Below are 18,690 nucleotides of genomic sequence, written 5' to 3'. Positions count from 1 at the left end.
ATTGTCTTATTTTTGTGCAAAATTCCGTATTCGTGAAAACCGTCGAATTGTTAGCCCCCGCCAAAGATTATGCCTCGGCCGTGGCCGCCGTGGATTACGGCGCCGACGCCGTCTATATCGGCGGTGCGAAGTTCGGGGCCCGGCAGGCCGCGGGCAATGCGGCGGAGGAGATCGCCCGCGTCGCGGAGTACGCCCACCGCTTCGGCGTAAGGGTCCACGCCACGCTCAACACGCTGCTGTGGGACGACGAACTGGAGGAGGCCGAACGGCAGGCCCGCGAGCTGATCGCCGCGGGTGTCGATGCGCTGATCGTACAGGACATGGCCCTGCGGCGGATGTCGCTGCCCGTCGAACTCCACGCCTCGACGCAGGTCTGCAACTCGACGCCCGAGGGGGCGCGGTTTCTGGGCGAGACGGGTTTTGCCCGGGTGATCCTCGAACGGAACCTGTCGCTGGACGAAATCCGGGCGATCTGCTCGGCCACGACGGCCGAGGTCGAATGTTTCGTCCACGGGGCGATCTGCGTGGGGTACAGCGGCCGCTGCTTCCTTTCGCGGTCGATGTCCGGACGCAGCGGCAACCGGGGTGCTTGCAGCCAGCCCTGCCGGTTGGCGTGGGACCTCACCGACGGAAAAGGACGCACATACATCCCCGGTAAGCACCTGCTGTCGGTGCGCGACATGAACCTCTCGCAACGCATCGGCGACCTGCTGGATGCGGGCGTCACCTCGTTCAAGATCGAGGGCCGTCTGAAAGACACCAATTATATCAGGAACGTTGTGGCTTACTACCGCTGGGCGGTGGACGAGGCGCTGGCCGTGCGGCAGGGATTCGTGCGGTCGTCTGTCGGCGAGAGCGTTCCGGACTTTACGCCCGATCCGTCGAAGAGTTTCACGCGCGGGGAATCCGAATATTTCTTTGCCGGAAAGCGTCCCGGCGTGGCGTCGTTCGACACCCCGAAGGCCGTCGGTGAGCAGGTGGGGCGTGTGGCGAAGGTTGTCGGGAGCGGGTTCGTACTCTCCGGAGAGGCTGAACTGGCCCCGGGCGACGGCATCTGCTTCATCTCGCCCCGCGGGGTGACCGGAACCAATATCAATGCCGTGGAGGGGCGCCGCATCACTCCCAACCGCATGGATGGGATCGTCGCGGGGGCGGCGGTTTACCGCAATTCCGATAGGCTGTTCAACCTCCGGCTGGAGCGCAGCCGCACGCGGCGGGTGATTCCCGCTGCGGCCGTCGTAGAGGCTTCGGCGGAGGGATTTACGATAACTTACACCGACTGCGAGGGCGTTGCGGCTTCGGCCGGGCGCACTGTGCCGCTCGACACGGCGAAGAACCCCGGCGCCAATGCTTCGGCACTGCGTGTGCAGGCCATGAAGTCGGGCGACACGATCTTCACGGTGCGGGATGCGGAGGTGCGGGGTGCGGAGTGGTTCGTGCCGGCGTCGCTGGCCGCCGAGGTGCGCCGCGAGGCTTTTGCCGCCTTGGACGAGGCGCGCCGGAACAGGCCGCTGGAGCACCGCATCCTGCCGGACGATCCGGCGGCGCGGTATCCCTCGGAAGAGCTGACGGCCGAGGAGAATGTCACCAACCGGCTGGCCGAGGCGTTCTACCGCGACCACGGGGTGGTGCGGATCGAGCGGGGGCTGGACCTTGCGCCGACGACCGCCGGGCATCGGGTGATGCGTTCGGCCTACTGCATCCGCCGCGAGATCGGCGAATGTCTCAGGGAGCGTCCGCAGTTGCGCGGCGATCTCTATCTGGAGCACGGTGCGCACCGTTACCGGCTGGAATTCGACTGCGCGGCCTGCGAAATGTCATTGATTGATTGCACGAAAAACCGGAAATAATGCAGGAACTTTTGACACCCGATTTCGGGGATTACGAACTGATCGACACGGGCGATTTCGAGAAACTGGAACGCTTCGGGCGTTATGTGACGCGCCGTCCCGAGCCGCAGGCCATCTGGCGGCGGACGCTTCCGGAGGAGGAGTGGCGGGAACTCGGGACACCCGTTGTGGGGGAGTACGGGCTGCTGTACTCGGGCGATTTCGAGCAATGGGCGGGGTGCGGGCGGTACGTGACCGGCCGGCCCGCGATGCTGGCGAGCTGGCGGCGGACGCTTCCGGAGGAGGAGTGGTGGCGCGCGGCCGACGCCGCGTTCCTGCGCGACGCCCGCAGCGACGAGCGGGGCGAATGGCGCCTTGCGCCCAAGACTCCCGACCGCTGGACGGTGGAGTATGCCTACCGGGAGATGCGGCTGCGCATGCGGCTGGGGCTCACGTCGTTCAAGCATGTGGGCATCTTCCCCGAGCAGGCCGCCAACTGGAACTTCATCTACGACGAGTGCCGGGCGCTGGCCGGGGATTCGGGCGGTGCGAAGGTGCTGAACCTCTTTGCCTATACGGGCGGAGCGACGCTGGCGGCCCGTGCCGCCGGGGCCGAGGTGACGCACGTCGATTCGGTGAAGCAGGTGGTGACGTGGGCGCGCGAGAACATGGAGCTGAGCGGTCTGGAGGGTGTGCGGTGGATCGTCGAGGATGCGCTGAAATTCGTGCAGCGCGAAGTTCGCCGCGGCAGCCGCTATCGGGGTATCATTCTCGATCCCCCGGCTTACGGGCGCGGGGCCAACGGCGAGAAGTGGGTGCTGGAGGACAACATCTGCGAGATGCTGGCCTGCTGTGCGCAGTTGCTGGAGCCGGAAAACGCCTTCCTCGTGCTGAACCTCTATTCGATGGGGCTTTCGTCGACGCTGGCCCGCACCGCCGTCAGGCAGGCGTTCGGGGCCCCGCGCACGGAGCAGTGGGGCGAACTGTACTTCCCGGACCGGGCCGGCAAAGAGCTGCCGCTGGGGACTTATTACCGGTTCACGCGATAGACGCCTTTTGACACTGATGAATTAAAACACGAGATATGAGCATTCTGACGCTGGTATTCGGACTTCTGAGCGGCTGTTTCCTCTCCGTACTGGTGGGGATCATCGGCAGCCGCCGGCGCATCGGCTTCGGCTGGGCGTTCCTCCTGAGCGTGATCTTCACGCCGCTGGTGGGGCTCATCATCGCCCTGCTGACCGACCCGCTGCCGGGCGGCGATCAGCGATGGGGGTGCATCGGGACCTTCATCGCCGTGCTGGGCATGCTGTTCCTCGCGGTGTTCCTGCTCATGCTGTTGACGGGCGGCGCCCTGATAGCGGCTCTTTAGAGGCCGAAGACGTAGTAGATCAGGATTCCTGCGGCGGCCGAAAGGACGATCAGCAGGATGGGGTTGACCTTGCGCCACGACCCCGCGAAAACTCCGCCGAACAGCACCCAACTCCAAGCGTCGATGAAATTCTGGTCGCCGGGGGCGTCGCTGTGGGGGAAGATCAGCAGCAGGGCCGCCGCGGCGATCATCCCGATCACCGCCGGGCGCATGCCCCGCATGGCCCCCTCGACCAGCCGGTTGTGTTTGAGGCGCATGAAGAAGCGCGCCACGAGGATCATCAGCGTGAGCGACGGCAGGCAGACGGCGAAGGTGGCGATCACCGACCCGAGGATGCCGCACCAGATGTGTCCGGTCTGGACTCCGACGCTGTAACCCACATAGGTCGCCGAGTTGATGGCGATGGGGCCGGGGGTGATCTGCGACACGGCGACGATGTCGGCAAACTGGGCGTTGGTCATCCACTGGTGCTGTACGACCACCTCGTTCTGGATCAGCGACAGCATGGCGTAGCCTCCGCCGAACCCGAAGAAGCCTATCTTGAGGTATGATAGGAAGAGTTGCCAGAGGATCATTGCTTTCCTTTCTTTTTAACGATAATCAGTTCCCATGCGATGCCCAGCAGGGCGGCGGTGACGAGCACCCAGATCGGTGACAGCCCCAGCCCCCAGACTGCGAGGGCCGCGACGGCGATGACCCCGAACATCGTCCAGTGCATGCCCCGGGCCAGCGAGATGACCGGGCCGATGATGAGCGCCACGACGGCCGGGCGCATGCCCTTGAAAGCGGCGTCGACGACCGGGTTCTGGCGGATGTCGGCGAAGAAGAGCGCGATGGCCAGAATGATGGCGAACGACGGCAGCACGGAACCCAGCAGGGCCGCCACGGCGCCGCCCAGACCGCGGACCTTGTAGCCCACGAACACCGAGGTGTTGACGGCGATGGGTCCCGGGACCGACTGCGCGAGGGTCAGCAGGTCGAGGAACTCCTTCTGCTCGATCCACTTGCGTTTGGTGATGAGTTCCCGCTCGATCAGCGGCAGCATGGCGTAGCCGCCGCCGAAGGTGAAGAGCCCGATCTTGAAGAACGACAGGAAAATGGTGTGGAGACGTTGCATAGGCGCGTGGGGTTATCCGTTGACGACCGAGGCCATGACTGTTGCCACGAGGGCCGCTGTCTCGGTGCGCAGACGCTGGGTGCCGAGCGTGACCTCCTCGAATCCGTTGGCGAGGGCGAAATCGATCTCCTCGGGTGAGAAATCCCCCTCGGGGCCGATGAAGACCGCAGCGGCCTCGCCCGCGCGGAGCGTGTCGGGCAGGTAGGCCTTGCCTTCGGGCGACCGGGCCGGGGTGCAGTGGGCGATGAAGCGACGCCCTTCGAAGGGGCGCAGCACCGCCTCGCGGAACGGCGTGAGGGGATGCAGTTCGGGACGGTAGGCTTTCAGCGACTGTTTCATCGCCGCGGTGATGACCTTCTCGCCCCGCGAGGGCTTGAAGACATGCCGTTCGCTGTGGGCCGTGTCGAGGGGCAGGAATTCGGTCGTTCCGACCTCGGTGGCCTTTTCGAGCAGCCATTCGAAGCGGTCGGGATTTTTCGTCGGCGCGACAGCGAGGGTCAGCGCATAGGGCATTTTTTCGAACTCATGTTGGGTGCTGACAACCCGTACCGTACAGCGTTTGGGGTTGTCGTCGGTGATCTCGCAGCAAAATAAATTGCCCCGTCCGTCAGTTATATGGATGCGCCCGCCGCTCCGCAGACGCAGTACGCGGACACAGTGTTTCGACTCCTCCTCGCCCAACGTGTGCAGGGGCGGCATGATGTCCGGTGCGTAAAATAGTTGCATGATCGGAGGCGTTATTTTGGGAATTTTATTGTAACTTTGTAAATAATATGCGGCAAAGTTACTAAAATAACACGACAGGATGAAACGTATTACCGCTTTCTTAACACTTTTTCTGGCCATGTCACTCGCCTCCTGCAAGTCTGATAAAACCGTGGGAGAAAATCCCTTTTTCACCGAGTGGGACACTCCCTACGGGGTGCCGCCGTTCGACCGGATCGTTCCCGCGCATTTCCTGCCCGCTCTGGAGCGCGGCATGTCGCTGCACGACGCCGAGATCGACGCCATCACGTCGAACAACGACGCGCCGACGTTCGAAAACGTCATCCTCGCCTACGACGATTCGGGGCAGATGCTCGCGCAGGTAGGGCTGATCTTCGGTATGCTGTGCGAGGCCGAGAACACCGCCGAGATGCAGGCCCTGCAGGAACAGGTGATGCCTCTGCTGGCGGCGCATGCCGACAAGATACTCCTGAACGAAAAGCTCTTCGAGCGGGTGAAGGCCGTCTATGACCGCCGCGCCGCGCTGGAACTCGACGCCGAACAGAGCCGTCTGCTGGAGAAGACCTACCGCAAGTTCGTGCGCGCCGGGGCGCTGCTCGACGCCGAACAGAAAGCCCGCCTGAAGGCCATCAACGGCGAACTGTCGCTGACGTCGGTGAAGTTCGGGCAGAATATCCTCGCCGAGAACAACAACTACGCGCTGATGCTCGAGTCGAACGATTTGGACGGTATCCCGACCACAGCCCGCGATCAGGCCCGCGAAAAGGCCGAGGCGATGGGCAAGAAGGGCAAGTATGCCTTCACGCTGCACAAACCCAGCCTGATCCCGTTCCTGACCTACTCCCAGAAGCGCGAGCTGCGCGAGGAGATTTACAAGGCGTATCTCAATCGCTGCAATAACGGCGACGAGTATGACAACAAACAGTTGATCAACGATTTCATCCGCCTGCGCACGGAGAAGGCCCATCTGCTGGGTTATCCGTCGTATGCCGACTACGTCGTGGCCGACGAGATGGCCGGGACGACCGACGCCGTCTACAAACTGCTGAACGAGATCTGGACGCCCGCGCTGGAGAGCGCCAAGGGCGAGCTGGCCGAGATGGAGGAGCTCTTCAAGAAGGATCATCCCGACGGGGAGTTCGCTTCGTGGGACTGGTGGTATTATGCCGAGAAGGTCCGCAAGCAGAAATACCAGTTGGAGGAGGAGCAGTTGCGGCCCTATTTCTCGCTGGAGAACGTGCAGGGAGGCATCTTCTTTCTGGCGAACCGGCTGTACGGCATCACGTTCCGCCCCATTGTCGTGCCGCTGTACCACCCCGATGCCATTGCCTACGAGGTGCTCGACGCCGACGAATCGCATCTGGGCGTGCTCTATTTCGACTACTTCCCGCGCGACGGAAAGAGTCAGGGTGCGTGGTGCGGCAACTATGTGGAGCAGACTTACAAGGACGGCAAGCGCGTGGCGCCCGTGGTGTCGATCGTCTGCAACTTCACCCGTCCCACGTCGAACACCCCGGCGCTGCTGACGCTCGACGAGGCCGAAACGCTGTTCCACGAGTTCGGGCATGCGCTCCATTTCCTGTTCCACGACGTGAAATACCGCGGTCTCACGGAGGTCGAGGGCGATTTCGTGGAGCTGCCCTCGCAGTTGATGGAGAACTGGGCCTTCGATCCCGAGGTGCTGAAGCAGTACGCCGTGCACTACCGTTCGAACGAGGTGATCCCGGAATATCTGGTCGCGAAGCTGCGCCGCAGCGGGCTGTTCAACCAAGGCTTCATGACCACCGAACTGATCGCCGCGTCGCTTTCGGACATGGACATCCACTCGATCCCGGAATACGAACCGTTCGACCCGACGGAATTCGAGCGCAAGGCCCTGACCGAAAAGCGGGGGCTGATCCCGCAGATCGAACCGCGTTACCACTATCCCTATTTCTCGCACATCTTCGACGGCGGATATTCCGCGGGCTACTATTTCTACACATGGGCTGCGGTGCTGGACAAGGATGTCTTCGAAGCCTTCCGCGAGAGCGGCGATTTGTTCAACAAGAAGATCGCCGACGACTTCCGCCGCAAGATCCTCGCCCGCGGCGGCTCGGAGGACGGCATGACCATGTACCGCGACTTCCGCGGCAAGGACCCCGACAAGCGGGCGATGCTCCGCAGCCGGGGGCTGTGGACCGACCCCGAGCCGGTCGATTCGCTGGCCGGCTCGCCTGAGCCTGCCGAAGGCTTCCGCGTAAAGGCTGTTCCCGAAAACTGACCGGACGAAACCCATTCAGAAAGAAACCGCAAACCGAAATAAAAAATGAAAAAAGTACTGTTTATTATGGCTGTTTCCGCTATGGCGGCAGGCTGTGCCGACAATTCGATTCCCAAAGCACAACTGCCCGAACTCGATATGTCGAATCCCCTGCTCGCGGCGTGGGATACGCCCCACGAGACCCCGCCGTTCTCCGAGATAAAGCTGGAGAACTACGAGCCGGCGTTCGACGCCGCAATCGCCTGCTCGCGCGCCGAGGTCGAGGCGATCGTCAAGAACCCCAAGAAGCCGACCTTCGGCAACACGATCGTGGCGCTGGAGCGTCAGGGCGAGTTGCTCAACCGCATCTCGGGGCTCTTCTTCAACCTGCTCGAAGCCGATTCGTCGGACGAGATGCAGGAGATCGCACAGCGCGTGCAGCCCAAGCTGACGGAGCTGTCGAACGACATTTCGCTCAACCCCGAATTGTTCGCCCGCGTGAAATACGTCTATGAGCATCCGGGACGCCTCAAGAAAGAGGATAAGAAACTGTTGGAGGATACCTACAAAGGTTTCGCCCGCAGCGGCGCGGCTCTCTCCGACGCCGACAAGGAGCTCTACCGCCAGTACTCTTCGGAGCTGTCGGCGCTGACGCTGCAGTTCGGGCAGAACGCCCTCGCGGCGACCAACGCCTTTACGCTCAACATTACCGATCCGAAGGTGGTGGCCGAGCTGCCGGCATTCGTGAAGGAGGGGATGGCCGCCGAGGCCAAGGCCCGCGGCGAGAAGGGCTGGACGGTGACGCTCCAGTACCCCAGCTACCTGCCGTTCATGACCTATTCGTCGAACCGCGCCCTGAAGGAGAAGCTCTGGCGTGCCAGCGGCTCCAAGGCGCTGGGCGGCCAGTTCGACAACACGGAGATCGTGAAGAAGATCGTCAACACGCGGTTGAAGATTGCCAACCTGCTGGGTTACAAGTGTTATGCGGATTATGTGCTCGAAAACCGCATGGCCGAGAACACCAAGACCGTCAACGATTTCCTTGCCGAACTGCTCGCCGAAACCAAAAGCTATGCCGACGCCGATTACCGCATGGTCGCCGACTATGCCGCGTCGCTCGGCTTCAAGGGCGAGCTGATGCCTTGGGACTGGGCTTACTACACCGAGAAATACAAGGATGAGAAATATGCCCTGAACGACGAGTTGGTGAAGCCTTACCTGAAACTCGAGAACGTGAAGAAGGGCGTCTTCATGCTGGCCAACAAACTCTACGGACTGAATTTCACACCCAACGAGAAGATCGCGGTCTACCACCCCGACGTGACGGCTTACGATGTGACGGATGCCGACGGCCGCTTCATGGCGGTGCTTTACCTCGATTTCTTCCCCCGTGCCTCGAAGCGTTCGGGTGCGTGGATGACCGAGTTCCGCGGTACGAAGATCGAGGACGGTGTGGAGACCCGTCCGCTGGTGTCGCTGGTGATGAACTTCACCAAGCCCACCGAGACGACGCCTTCGCTGCTGACTTTCGACGAAATGGAGACCTTCCTCCACGAGTTCGGCCACGCCCTTCACGGCATGCTGGGCGAGGGCAGGTACGAGTCGCTGACCGGAACGAGCGTCTACCGCGACTTCGTGGAGCTGCCCTCGCAGATCATGGAGAACTGGGCCACGGAGAAGGAGTTCCTCGACCTGTGGGCCGTGCATTACGAGACCGGCGAGCCTATCCCGGCCGAGATCGTCGACCGCATCGTCGCTGCGCAGAACTATCTGGCGGCTTACGCCAACGTGCGCCAGCTCTCGTTCGGCATGACCGACATGGCTTGGCATACGCTCACCGAGCCGTTCGAAGGCGACGTGGAGCAGTTCGAGGTAGCTTCGATGGCTCCGACACAGGTGATGCCCGTCATTGCGGGAACCGCGATGGCGCCCTCGTTCGGACACATCTTCTCGGGCGGGTACGCCGCAGGCTACTACGGTTACAAGTGGGCCGAGGTGCTCGAGGCCGACGCTTTCTCGCTCTTCAAGGAGAAAGGCATCTTCAGCCGCGAGGTGGCCTCGTCGTTCCGCGACAACATCCTTTCGAAAGGCGGTACGGAGCATCCGATGAAGCTCTACGAGAAGTTCCGCGGTCACAAGCCCGAAACCAAGGCCCTGATCGAGAAAATGGGGCTCGGAAAATAGTCGTCCGACACTGTTTATATAAGGAGGAGAACCCCCCACGGGTTCTCCTCCCTTTTTGCACGGGGTGTCCGAATTTGTTATATTCTCGCGTTTTTTTTGTATATTTGTCCCCGGGACAGAGAATTATTTTACGACAAGACTATGACAGAATTATCGAATACCGCGTTGATTCGGGCGATCCATGCCCATACGCCGCCGGATTCGACGCCGGCGTCGGTGCTGATGGATGTACTCAATATCGGCCGCGAAGCCGCATACCGCCGCATGCGCGGCGAAGTGCGGTTCACTTTCGGTGAGGCCAGTGCGCTGAGCGCGCACCTGCGTTTCTCGCTCGACGGCGTCATGGGCTCCTCCGTCGGAGGGAATGCCCTTTTCAGCTTGGCGTTTACCGAATTCGACGCTTCGCTCGATCTCTACAACGGAATTCTCGGGCAGAACATCCGCTTTTTCCGCGAAATAGCATCCGACCCCACGACGGTCTTTGCCTCGGCGGTCAACTCCATTCCGGCCGAATATTACCTCAAGTACGAGAACCTGACGCGCTTCAAGCTCTTCAAGTCGCTGTATCAGCACGAGATGGGCGATGTGTCGGTGCCGACGTTCGAGGAGCTGAAACTGTCGCCTTCGCTGCGCCGCAATGCCTTGGAATATGTGCAGAGCGTCCAACTGGTGGCCCAGTCGCACGTCATCTTCGACGAAAGCGGGTTCACGCACTGGGTCAACGCCATCCGGGCTTTTAGGGCGATGCACCTGATCTCGGATCAGAGCGTGGCCCTGCTGAAGAAGGAGCTGTCCGAATTGATACGGGATTTTGAAAAGATGGCCGCCGAGGGCGAATACGAAAACGGCAACAAGGTCAATTTCTACCTCTCGGAGGTGGACCTCGAAGCGTCGTATGCCTATATCTCGTCGGAACGTTACAAAGTGGCCGGAATCGCGCTCTTTTCGCTCAACTCCATGCACACGTTCGATCCGATGATGTACGAGTATGTGAGGAGGTGGGTCCGCAACCAGCGGCGTTTCGCCTCGCTGATCTCCGGGACCGGGGAATTGTCGCGCATCCACCACTTCAAACGCCAGCGGGAGATCCTCGGACGGTTGGAGTAGCACGCGGCGGCAGGAGCGGCGGGGACGGCGGCAGAGAACGGGAAAAGAAAAGAGGGAGAGTTTCCCAACTCTCCCCCTCGAAGCCTTCCGGATTGATGAACAGTGGTTGCGTCAATATTCGGCAATCCTTTCAACTTCTGTGGGCGTCACTCCATGCAAATGAATTCTTCATAGCTCCTTTCGAAACTTGATACAAACATACAGCGTTCGAGGCGCGGAATCAAGGCGCGTACCGAAAAAATGATGTTTTTAAATCGGCTGATTTCGTGTATGTTGTGACCAAACGGGGTATTTGCCACGAAATGCGTGTATAAAATATTGTATGTTTCGGTATTCGAAACGGAATTGTACTTGCCGGCCCGTTTATCGAAACGTGCATTTCGCGGGAAAAGCCGTGGACGGCTTGTTTACGGATACCCGCCAGAATCGTGCCGGAATCGGGGCGGGAGGGCCTGAAAACGAAAAAAAGGATGTCTCTTTCGAGGCATCCTTTTTGAGTTGAGCTACCAGGATTCGAACCTGGAATAACAGGACCAGAATCTGTTGTGTTACCATTACACCATAGCTCAGTAGATTTTGGTGATGCAAAAGTAGGACTTTATTTTTCAAATGCAAAGAAAATTCCGAAAAAATTTTCGTACATTTGTTTTAATCCCGCAACGGGAAACCGCTTGAAACTTTAAATTTATACTAAATCAGAAAATTATGGGAATTAAATTCCGGCTTATCGTCATGAACTTTCTCCAGTATGCGATCTGGGGTTCGTGGCTCATCTCGCTGGGTGCCTATATCGGGGGGCTCGGATTCTCCGGATTGCAGATAGGCAGTTTCTTCGCAACGATGGGTATTGCCTCGCTGTTCATGCCCGCCGTGATGGGAATAATCGCCGACCGCTGGGTCCCGGCGCAGAAGCTGCTGGGAATCTGCCACCTTATCAGCGGCGGTTTCCTGATCGCCGCGGCTTCGCAGACGGACTATGCGCCGCTGTACAGTTGCATGCTGCTGAGCGTGATGTTCTACATGCCGACCATTGCGTTGTCGAACTCCGTGGCCTACAACGCCCTCGATCTGGCCAAACTCGACAGCGTCAAGCACTTCCCGCCCATCCGCGTGTGGGGTACCGTGGGATTCATCGCCGCGATGTGGTTCGTCGATCTGGTCCAGATCGGAGGCGTGCAGATCAAGCTCACGGCTTGGCAGTTGTATGTTTCGGCACTGCTGTCGTTCGTGCTGGCCGTCTACTCGTTCACGCTGCCCGGGTGTGCCGTCGACCGCAGTGTGCGCAACCGGTCGTGGGTCGATACGCTGGGACTGCGCGCCTTCGCGCTCTTCAAGGAGAAGCGCATGGCCATTTTCTTCATCTTCTCGATGCTGCTGGGCGCCGCGCTGCAAATCACCAACGCCTTTGGCGACAGCTATATCCAGAATTTCGGAACGATGTCCCAGTATGCCGATTCGGCCATCGTGAAGCACTCGGTGATCCTGCTCTCGCTGTCGCAGATGTCCGAAACGTTCTGCATCCTGCTGATCCCGTTCTTCCTCCGGCGTTTCGGAATCAAGAAGGTGATGCTGATCTCGATGCTGGCTTGGGTGCTGCGCTTCGGGTTCTTCGGCGTGGGCAATCCCGGCTCGGGGGCCGTGTTCCTCATCCTCTCGATGCTCGTTTACGGCGTGGCGTTCGATTTCTTCAACATCTCGGGGTCGCTGTTCGTCGAAAAGGAGACCAGCCGTGAGATACGCTCTTCGGCGCAGGGCGTCTTCATGATTATGACCAACGGTTTCGGCGCTTTCTTCGGTTCGTATGCCGCGGGCGCCGTGGTGGATGCCTTCCACTGGCCCGATTCGTGGTTCATCTTCGCAGGGTATGCCCTCGTGGTGGCCATTGTTTTCGCCTTTGTTTTCAAATACAAGCACAACTCCGCCGAAATGGTAGGGGTGAAACATTAGAAACCGATGGATATTTCGGTTCGGGAGAGCTGCATCCGCTGCGGCCATTGCGTGAAGGTGTGTCCTTCGCAGATTTTCGAGCAGGAGAAGGCCGGGGCTGTGATAACGCTGTGCAAGCCCGAGAACTGCATCGGCTGCGGTCATTGCGTGGCCGTCTGTCCCACGGGATCGGTGGCGCACGAGCTGTTCCCGCCCGAGCGGGTGCATGCTGCCGATTACGCCGCATTGCCGACGCCCGAGCAGGTGGAGTTGCTGCTGGCCGTGCGACGGTCGAACCGGGCCTTGAAGAAAATTCCCGTGCCGCAGGAGATGCTGGACCGCATCGTCGCGGCGGCCGACCGGGCCCCGACGGCCAGCAACGCCCGGCAGTTGGGCTATACGCTGGTGACCGACCCGGCGATGCTGCGGGGAATTACCGAGTATACGCTCGGGGTGTTCGGCAAACTGGAAAAACGGCTGCTGAATCCGTTCGTGCGGCCGTGGCTGAGCCGTATCGTGCCGGGTGTCTACCGCTATGTTCCCGTCTTCAAACGCTTGCGGCGTGAATATGCCGAGGGCCGCGACCGCATATTGCGGGGCGCGACGGCGGTGCTGTTCATCCATGCTCCGGAGGCGAACCGCTTCGGGAGCGAAGATGCAAATCTGGCCTGCCAGAACGCTTCGCTGATGGCTGAGGCGCTGGGCGTGAGCCAAATCTACATGGGCTTCGTGCTGACGGCCCTCCGGCAGGACAAGACGGGACGGCTGACCGAAATGCTGGGGCTCGAAGGCCGCCGCATCTGTGCGGTGATGGCCCTCGGGATGCCTCAGTTCCGTTATCCCAACTACATCGACCGCGAACCGGCGGAGGTGGCGCATCTATAATATAAGGACGAGACAAAGAAAGCGGCCCGACCGGGGGCCGCTTTTCGTTTAGTACATGTTGTCGTACATCGACTGCGACTTGTCGTATTTCAGGTCGGAGAGCGACGCGGCTTTGACGCCGATGTTGAAACTCCACGAACGGTGGTAGCCGAACGGTATCCACGAGAAGGACATCTGCCAGCAGTGGAGGTCGCGCGTGATGGAGACTGACGAGGTCGTGAGCTTCCGCTGCTTGATGTCGAAACCGCCTTGGAAGTTAATGCCGGTCTTGGGCGTGACGGTCAGCGAACCGTTGAATCCGACCGTCTGGGTGACGTTCTTGCGGTAGCCCGTCGTACCGTTATTGACGTAGGAGATCGAGTAGTTGACCGAGTAGTTGAATCCGAAGTTCCACGGCAGCGAGAAGTCGTAGTAACTCTGCGCCATGTATTGTCGCCGCAGCACGGGGTCCATGTGTCCGTAGGGGTCGAAGAACGGGTTCATATACTCCGGAGGGATCGACGTGATGTCGTTGATGGCCGGCTGTGACTTGTCGGCGCGCGACTTGAAGGTGTAGCCGAACGACCAGCCCGTGGAGACGATGCGGCCCGGGAAGAAGAGTTTGTCGTAGCGTTTTCCCTCGGGCGAGACGCGGTAGGGGTCGAGCGTCGCCGAGAGGTTGATGCCGAAGTTGTTGAACAGCGTCGTACGGAACGAAATCGGGATGGTCGACAGCCGCATCGAGTCGGCCAGAAAGTTGTATGAGCCGCTGATGCGCAGTTCGTCGATTAATTTGATCTTCTTCACGCCCGAGGTGTCGCGCTTCGAGAGCACCTTCATTTCGAGGTTCTGCGACAGCGAGAAATTCATCGACATCGAGCGGCCCGACGAGGGGACGCCGTAGGCGTTGACGGCATAGGGCGAATAGGTCGTGAAACGGCCCGTCGAGTCGGTCTGGCGGGTCTTGTAGTAGCCGTATTTGGGGTCGCTGAAGTCCGGGGCGTAGGAGAAGCCGATCGAGGGGGTCAGCGTGTGGCGGATCGCCTGAATCTTGCGGTTGCGGCTCTTCTTCGTGAAGTCGTACATGCCGTAGACCGTCGTGGAGGCCGAGACGCTGAGATTGTAGTTGTAGAGGCGGTAGAAACCGTAGTTCGTGGGCAGCGTGTCGGTCTGGTTCGTGACGGGGTTCCACTCGAATTCGACCTTCTTGAAATACCACTTCTCGTTGTAGTTGACCGACGGCGAGAGGTTGATGTAGTTGAAGAGGTTGAACGACGCCGAGACGGGGATCGAGTGCTCGATGCCGTTCTTCATGTTCTCGAGCGTCTTTTTCGAGAAGATTTCCGACTCGGTGGTGGTCACCGAGTTGGTCATCTTACCCGTGTACTGCATCGAGATCTTCTCGTACCAGCGGTCCTTGCCGGTCTTCTCCTTGCGTTTGAAAGGGTAGAAGCGCGAGACGTTGAACACCACCGTCGGCAGCGTTACCGAGATCGATTTGTTCTGCGAGTTCTGCGAGATGGCCATGTTGGCCGAGAGCGAGAAGGGCGTTCCGGCCCAGTTCTTCGAATAGGAGACCGTCGAGTTGGTCTGCGTGGCGAGGATGTCGTTGAGGTTGGTGGCCGAATAGCGGCTGTAACCGCTGGTGGCGAAGTTCACCGAGGCCGAGAAGGTCGAACCCGGGTTGGCCTTGGCGTCCTGCGAGTGGGTCCACTGGATGCGGAAGTTGCTCTGCTTGATGTAGTCGTCCTCGCCCTTTTCTCCCGTCTTGACGTTGGAGTACTGCATGTTGAAACTGCCGCTGTACTTGTAGCGCTTGATGTAGCGCGAGGCGGCCGAAGCCTCCCACGAACCGAGCGTGTAGATGCCGCCGCGTACCGCGAGGTCGGCATATTCGCCCAGCGTGAAATAGTAGCCCAGATCGCGCAGGAAGAATCCCTTGGAGTACTCCTCGCCGTAGGTGGGCATCAGCAGACCCGACTTGGGGCCCATGTTGATCGGGAAGAAGCCCTCGGGGATGCCGAGGAAGTAGATCGGCACGTCCTCCATCACCAGATAGGCCGGGCCGGTGACGACCTTCTTGCCCGGAATGACCTTCGCCTTGGTCATCGCCAGATAGAAGTGCGGGTGGTCCGTTTCGTCGCAGGTGGTGTATTTGCCGTGCTGGATGTTGATCGTGTTGTCGGGCATCTTCTTCACGCTGCCGCCCACCAGCCAGCCGTCGCCCTGCTGCGTGGCCACACCCTTGATCTTGGCCTTCTTCGAATCGAGGTTGTAGGTGATCGTGTCCATCTGGTAGGAGGCCGAACCGTCGGAGAATTCGGGTTTGGTAATGACGAACTTGCCGTCCACCGAGTCGGGTTTGCCGTAGGCATAGACCAGTTTCGAATCCATGTCGATGCGCATGAAGTCGGCCTTGAGGTTGCTGTTCTGGTAGGTGACGTCGCCCTGATTGTAGATGTATACCAGTTTGTTGCGCACGTCGTAGACCAGCGAGTCGGTGTTCTTGCCCGTGATCGGGTCGTCGAGGAAAGCGCCCGCAGGCCGCGGTTTCTTGACCGAATCGCGGTGCAGCGTGTCGACCGCGAGCGAGTCGGGGCGGGAGATGCCCAGCGAATCGGCTTTGCGGGCCACGAGCGAATCGATCTGCGACGAGAAAAGCGAGTCGCGCTCCTCCTGCGAAAGGGCGTTGAACGCGGCGCGCCGCCGGGCCTCTTCACGGGCCTGCCTGCGGGCCTCGCGCCGCGAGGGGGTGACGAACGGGGCCCGCTCGTTGTCCGGAAGCGGGCGCACGGTGTCGGCGGGGAGGGGATTCGGAAGGGAGTCGGATGCGGGGCCGTCGAGCGCCGCGCGGGCTGCCGCGCTGCCCAGAACGATCTGGGCAAACAGGAGCAGGACCGTTGCCGACAAGAGATATTTTACCCTAATTTTATCCAAAATCCCAAAAATTTTCCATACCTTTGCCGACAAGTCGGCAAAAACGCCCGAAACGCCCCGCAGGTGCATTCCTGCCGCGTTTTAAGCCCGACAAAGATAGGTAAAAAAATACGAAAGCTCACACTTGTTACCATTAAATATGCGCACACGACCATTGTTGCTACTCCTCTTTGCAGCCGCAACCGTTTTTACCAACGTTGCCGCCGCAGGGAATATTGCGCACGGCTTCGAAGTCGTGGTGATCGACGCCGGACACGGGGGAAAATTCCCCGGGGCGCATTATGGCGGGCTCTATGAAAAGGACCTGACGCTGAAGGTGGCCTTGAAGCTGGGCAAGCTCATCGAGGACGGGATGCCGGGCGTGAAGGTGGTCTACACGCGCAAGACCGACAAGGCGCTGGGGCAGGATCTGGCTTCGGACCTGCAGGCGCGCGCCGACATCGCCAACAAGGCCGGGGGCGACCTCTTCATCTCGATCCACGTCAATGCGGCGCGCGCTACGGCGGCCCGGGGTGTCGAGACGCTTATCATGGGCGAGAGTCCCAAGGAACAGCGTTACAACGAGAACGCCCTCTACGAGAGCAACCGCGAGGACCTGATCGACATGTCCGACGAGCGGACGGCGGCCATCGTGCGGGCCTATATTCAGAACCTGCAGTTCACTTACGGCGAATACAGCATGGCCATGGCCCGCTGCATCCAGAATAATTACCTGAAAGCCGGGCGTCATTCGCGCGGCATCAAGCCGCAACTGCTGCGGGTGCTCTATGCCACGGACATGCCGGGCGTGCTGACCGAGATCGGGTTCATGTCCAATCCGCAGGAGGCGGCCTACATGAAGTCGGAGAAGGGGCAGAACGAGATCGCCCGTTCGCTCTATCAGGCTGTGCGGGACTATTCGGCCTATGTGGTCGGGACGCGCATGGCCGAGGAGGAGCAGGTGAACGCGCTGGCGAAAACCGTCGCTCCGGAACCCGAGCCTGCGAAAACCGTCGCTGAAAAGCCGAAGACAGAGCCTGCGAAGCCTGTTGCCGAAAAACCGAAGACGGAACCCGCGAAGACCGTCACGGAAAAGCCGAAGCCGGCGGAAAAACCGGCGCAGAAACCCGCTGTGCCGCCCCTGCGCTATACGGTTCAGGTGATGGCCTCGGCGTCGCCGGTGCCCGTCTCCTCGGCGCAGTTCCGCGGCTACAAGGGCAAGGTGAAGCAGTTTACTTCCGAGGGGCGTTTCCCCTACAAATACGGTGTGGGCGAATACGAGACCCGCGACGCGGCCCAGCGCAAGGCGGCCGAGGTCCGCAAGGTGTTCCCGGGGGCCTTTGTGGTGAGCTGCCGGGGTACGCAAATTGTAAAATAAAATTTCAGATATGAAAAGAGAAGTTAAAATCGGAATTTTCGCCGTGGTGATGCTCATTGCCGCGTGGGCCGGAATCCGGTTTTTGAAAGGATTCGACATCTTCAGCCGCAACTCGGTCTATTACGCCGCCTATGACCAGATCAACGGCGTGCAGACGGCCTCGCCGATCATGATGAAAGGCGTGAAGATCGGCACGGTGACGGGCATTTCGTTCGACCCCGGGCGCAGCGACAACGTCGTGCTGCAACTGACCGTCAAACGCCAGTACCACATTCCGACCGACTCCGAGGCCAAGATTTTCAGCAACGGACTGATGGGCGCCAAGGCCATCGAGATCACCTACGGCTCGGCGCACACCTATCTCGAAAAGGGCGACACGCTGCGTTCGAGCCGCGACCGCGACCTGATGGACGTGGCCGGGTCGGAACTGGAATTCTTCAAACAGAAGATCTCGCAGGTGACGGGCGACCTTTCGCGCACGCTGACGACGCTCAATAACCTGATGGAGAGCAACACGCAGAGCATTACCGGGACGCTGGGCCACCTGAACACCATCACGGGCGACATGGCCGGCATTATCGATGCCGAGAAACACAACCTGAAAGCCGCCGTGGAGAACCTCACGGCTTTCTCCGTGATGCTCGGCGAGAACGCTCCGCGCGTGGACAGCATCGTGGGCAGCATGAACCGCATCACGGCGGATCTGGCCGATTCCGGGTTCGCGCAGCAACTCTCCGATGCGGTCGGCGAGGTCAACGACCTGCTGGTCCGGATCGGTTCGGGCGAAGGAACCGTCGGCAAACTGCTGAACGACGCGGCGCTTTACGATTCGCTGACCGAGGCGAGCGACAACCTCGCGTCGCTGTTGGCCAACCTTGAAAAATACCCGGGCCGTTACGTCCATTTCTCGCTCTTCGGGCGCAGCCCCGAGAAGATGCAGGAGAAGGCCGAGCGGAAGGCCGCCAAGGCTTCGGCCAAGGCCGAGCGGGATTCGCTCAAGCGGCTGTAACGCCGCGGTTTTCCGGGAGG

At 60.4% G+C, this 18,690-nt stretch carries 14 protein-coding genes and 1 tRNA gene; 10 read left to right on the top strand and 5 right to left on the bottom strand.

Annotated features, from left to right (window positions below; translation table 11 throughout):
* The first annotated feature begins 32 nt into the window (after nucleotides 1-32).
* Genes BN5935_RS01050 through BN5935_RS01040 form a run of 3 tightly spaced genes read left to right on the top strand, consistent with a single transcriptional unit; the run spans nucleotide 33 to nucleotide 3,201 of the window.
* The gene (locus tag BN5935_RS01050; RefSeq protein WP_064974448.1) at nucleotides 33-1,850 is read left to right on the top strand and encodes a peptidase U32 family protein; all 1,818 of its coding nucleotides are present in this window, start codon (nucleotides 33-35) and stop codon (nucleotides 1,848-1,850) included.
* Complete coding sequence (locus BN5935_RS01045) at nucleotides 1,850-2,878, top strand: class I SAM-dependent methyltransferase (RefSeq protein WP_082943976.1); 1,029 nt, start codon at nucleotides 1,850-1,852, stop codon at nucleotides 2,876-2,878. The genes BN5935_RS01050 and BN5935_RS01045 overlap by 1 nt, the downstream gene beginning before the upstream one ends.
* A gap of 35 nt (nucleotides 2,879-2,913) precedes the next feature.
* Nucleotides 2,914-3,201, top strand: a complete 288-nt coding sequence (locus BN5935_RS01040) for a hypothetical protein (RefSeq protein ID WP_064974447.1) — start codon at nucleotides 2,914-2,916, stop codon at nucleotides 3,199-3,201.
* Here the strand turns inward: BN5935_RS01040 and BN5935_RS01035 are convergent.
* Genes BN5935_RS01035 through BN5935_RS01025 form a run of 3 tightly spaced genes read right to left on the bottom strand, consistent with a single transcriptional unit; the run spans nucleotide 3,198 to nucleotide 5,044 of the window.
* Nucleotides 3,198-3,776, bottom strand: coding sequence for a chromate transporter (locus BN5935_RS01035; protein ID WP_064974446.1), 579 nt, complete (start codon nucleotides 3,774-3,776; stop codon nucleotides 3,198-3,200). The genes BN5935_RS01040 and BN5935_RS01035 overlap by 4 nt on opposite strands.
* On the bottom strand, nucleotides 3,773-4,318 hold the full coding sequence (locus BN5935_RS01030; protein ID WP_064974445.1) for a chromate transporter: 546 nt from the start codon (nucleotides 4,316-4,318) through the stop codon (nucleotides 3,773-3,775). Before BN5935_RS01030 ends, BN5935_RS01035 begins: the two co-directional genes overlap by 4 nt.
* Nucleotides 4,319-4,330: 12 nt before the next feature.
* Nucleotides 4,331-5,044 carry an RsmE family RNA methyltransferase gene (locus tag BN5935_RS01025; protein WP_064974444.1) on the bottom strand — a complete coding sequence of 238 codons (714 nt, stop codon included), beginning with the start codon at nucleotides 5,042-5,044 and terminating at the stop codon, nucleotides 4,331-4,333.
* Nucleotides 5,045-5,123: 79 nt separating this feature from the next.
* Here BN5935_RS01025 and BN5935_RS01020 point away from each other — a divergent pair, with 79 nt between their 5' ends.
* From BN5935_RS01020 to BN5935_RS01010, 3 genes are all read left to right on the top strand, one after another.
* A complete protein-coding gene (locus tag BN5935_RS01020; RefSeq protein ID WP_064974443.1) occupies nucleotides 5,124-7,307 on the top strand; it encodes a M3 family metallopeptidase in 2,184 nt (727 codons plus the stop codon).
* A gap of 81 nt (nucleotides 7,308-7,388) precedes the next feature.
* Nucleotides 7,389-9,470 carry a M3 family metallopeptidase gene (locus BN5935_RS01015; protein ID WP_064974442.1) on the top strand — a complete coding sequence of 694 codons (2,082 nt, stop codon included), beginning with the start codon at nucleotides 7,389-7,391 and terminating at the stop codon, nucleotides 9,468-9,470.
* 141 nt (nucleotides 9,471-9,611) lie between these two features.
* A complete protein-coding gene (locus tag BN5935_RS01010; RefSeq protein WP_064974441.1) occupies nucleotides 9,612-10,577 on the top strand; it encodes a hypothetical protein in 966 nt (321 codons plus the stop codon).
* Between the two features lie 498 nt (nucleotides 10,578-11,075).
* On the opposite strand, the gene BN5935_RS01005 is transcribed toward BN5935_RS01010, so the two are convergent.
* Nucleotides 11,076-11,146: transfer RNA gene (locus BN5935_RS01005), tRNA-Gln, on the bottom strand.
* A 136-nt stretch (nucleotides 11,147-11,282) separates the two neighbouring features.
* Here BN5935_RS01005 and BN5935_RS01000 point away from each other — a divergent pair.
* The gene (locus BN5935_RS01000) at nucleotides 11,283-12,524 is read left to right on the top strand and encodes a nucleoside permease (RefSeq protein WP_064974440.1); all 1,242 of its coding nucleotides are present in this window, start codon (nucleotides 11,283-11,285) and stop codon (nucleotides 12,522-12,524) included.
* A 6-nt stretch (nucleotides 12,525-12,530) separates the two neighbouring features.
* A complete protein-coding gene (locus BN5935_RS00995) occupies nucleotides 12,531-13,388 on the top strand; it encodes a nitroreductase family protein (protein ID WP_064974439.1) in 858 nt (285 codons plus the stop codon).
* Between the two features lie 48 nt (nucleotides 13,389-13,436).
* Here the strand turns inward: BN5935_RS00995 and BN5935_RS00990 are convergent, their stop codons facing one another.
* Complete coding sequence (locus BN5935_RS00990) at nucleotides 13,437-16,304, bottom strand: putative LPS assembly protein LptD (protein ID WP_064976784.1); 2,868 nt, start codon at nucleotides 16,302-16,304, stop codon at nucleotides 13,437-13,439.
* Nucleotides 16,305-16,443: 139 nt separating this feature from the next.
* Between BN5935_RS00990 and BN5935_RS00985 the strand changes: the two genes are divergently transcribed.
* Both BN5935_RS00985 and BN5935_RS00980 read left to right on the top strand, forming a co-directional pair.
* Nucleotides 16,444-17,661: an N-acetylmuramoyl-L-alanine amidase gene (locus BN5935_RS00985; RefSeq protein ID WP_064974438.1), complete on the top strand. Its 1,218-nt coding sequence runs from the start codon at nucleotides 16,444-16,446 to the stop codon at nucleotides 17,659-17,661.
* Between the two features lie 10 nt (nucleotides 17,662-17,671).
* The gene (locus BN5935_RS00980; RefSeq protein WP_064974437.1) at nucleotides 17,672-18,670 is read left to right on the top strand and encodes an MlaD family protein; all 999 of its coding nucleotides are present in this window, start codon (nucleotides 17,672-17,674) and stop codon (nucleotides 18,668-18,670) included.
* Nucleotides 18,671-18,690: the final 20 nt, after the last annotated feature.

Source organism: Alistipes provencensis (genome assembly GCF_900083545.1).
Taxonomy (GTDB): Bacteria; Bacteroidota; Bacteroidia; order Bacteroidales; family Rikenellaceae; genus Alistipes; species Alistipes provencensis.
Note: the sequence above shows the minus strand (reverse complement) of the source record. Positions and strands in the feature narration are given on the sequence as shown.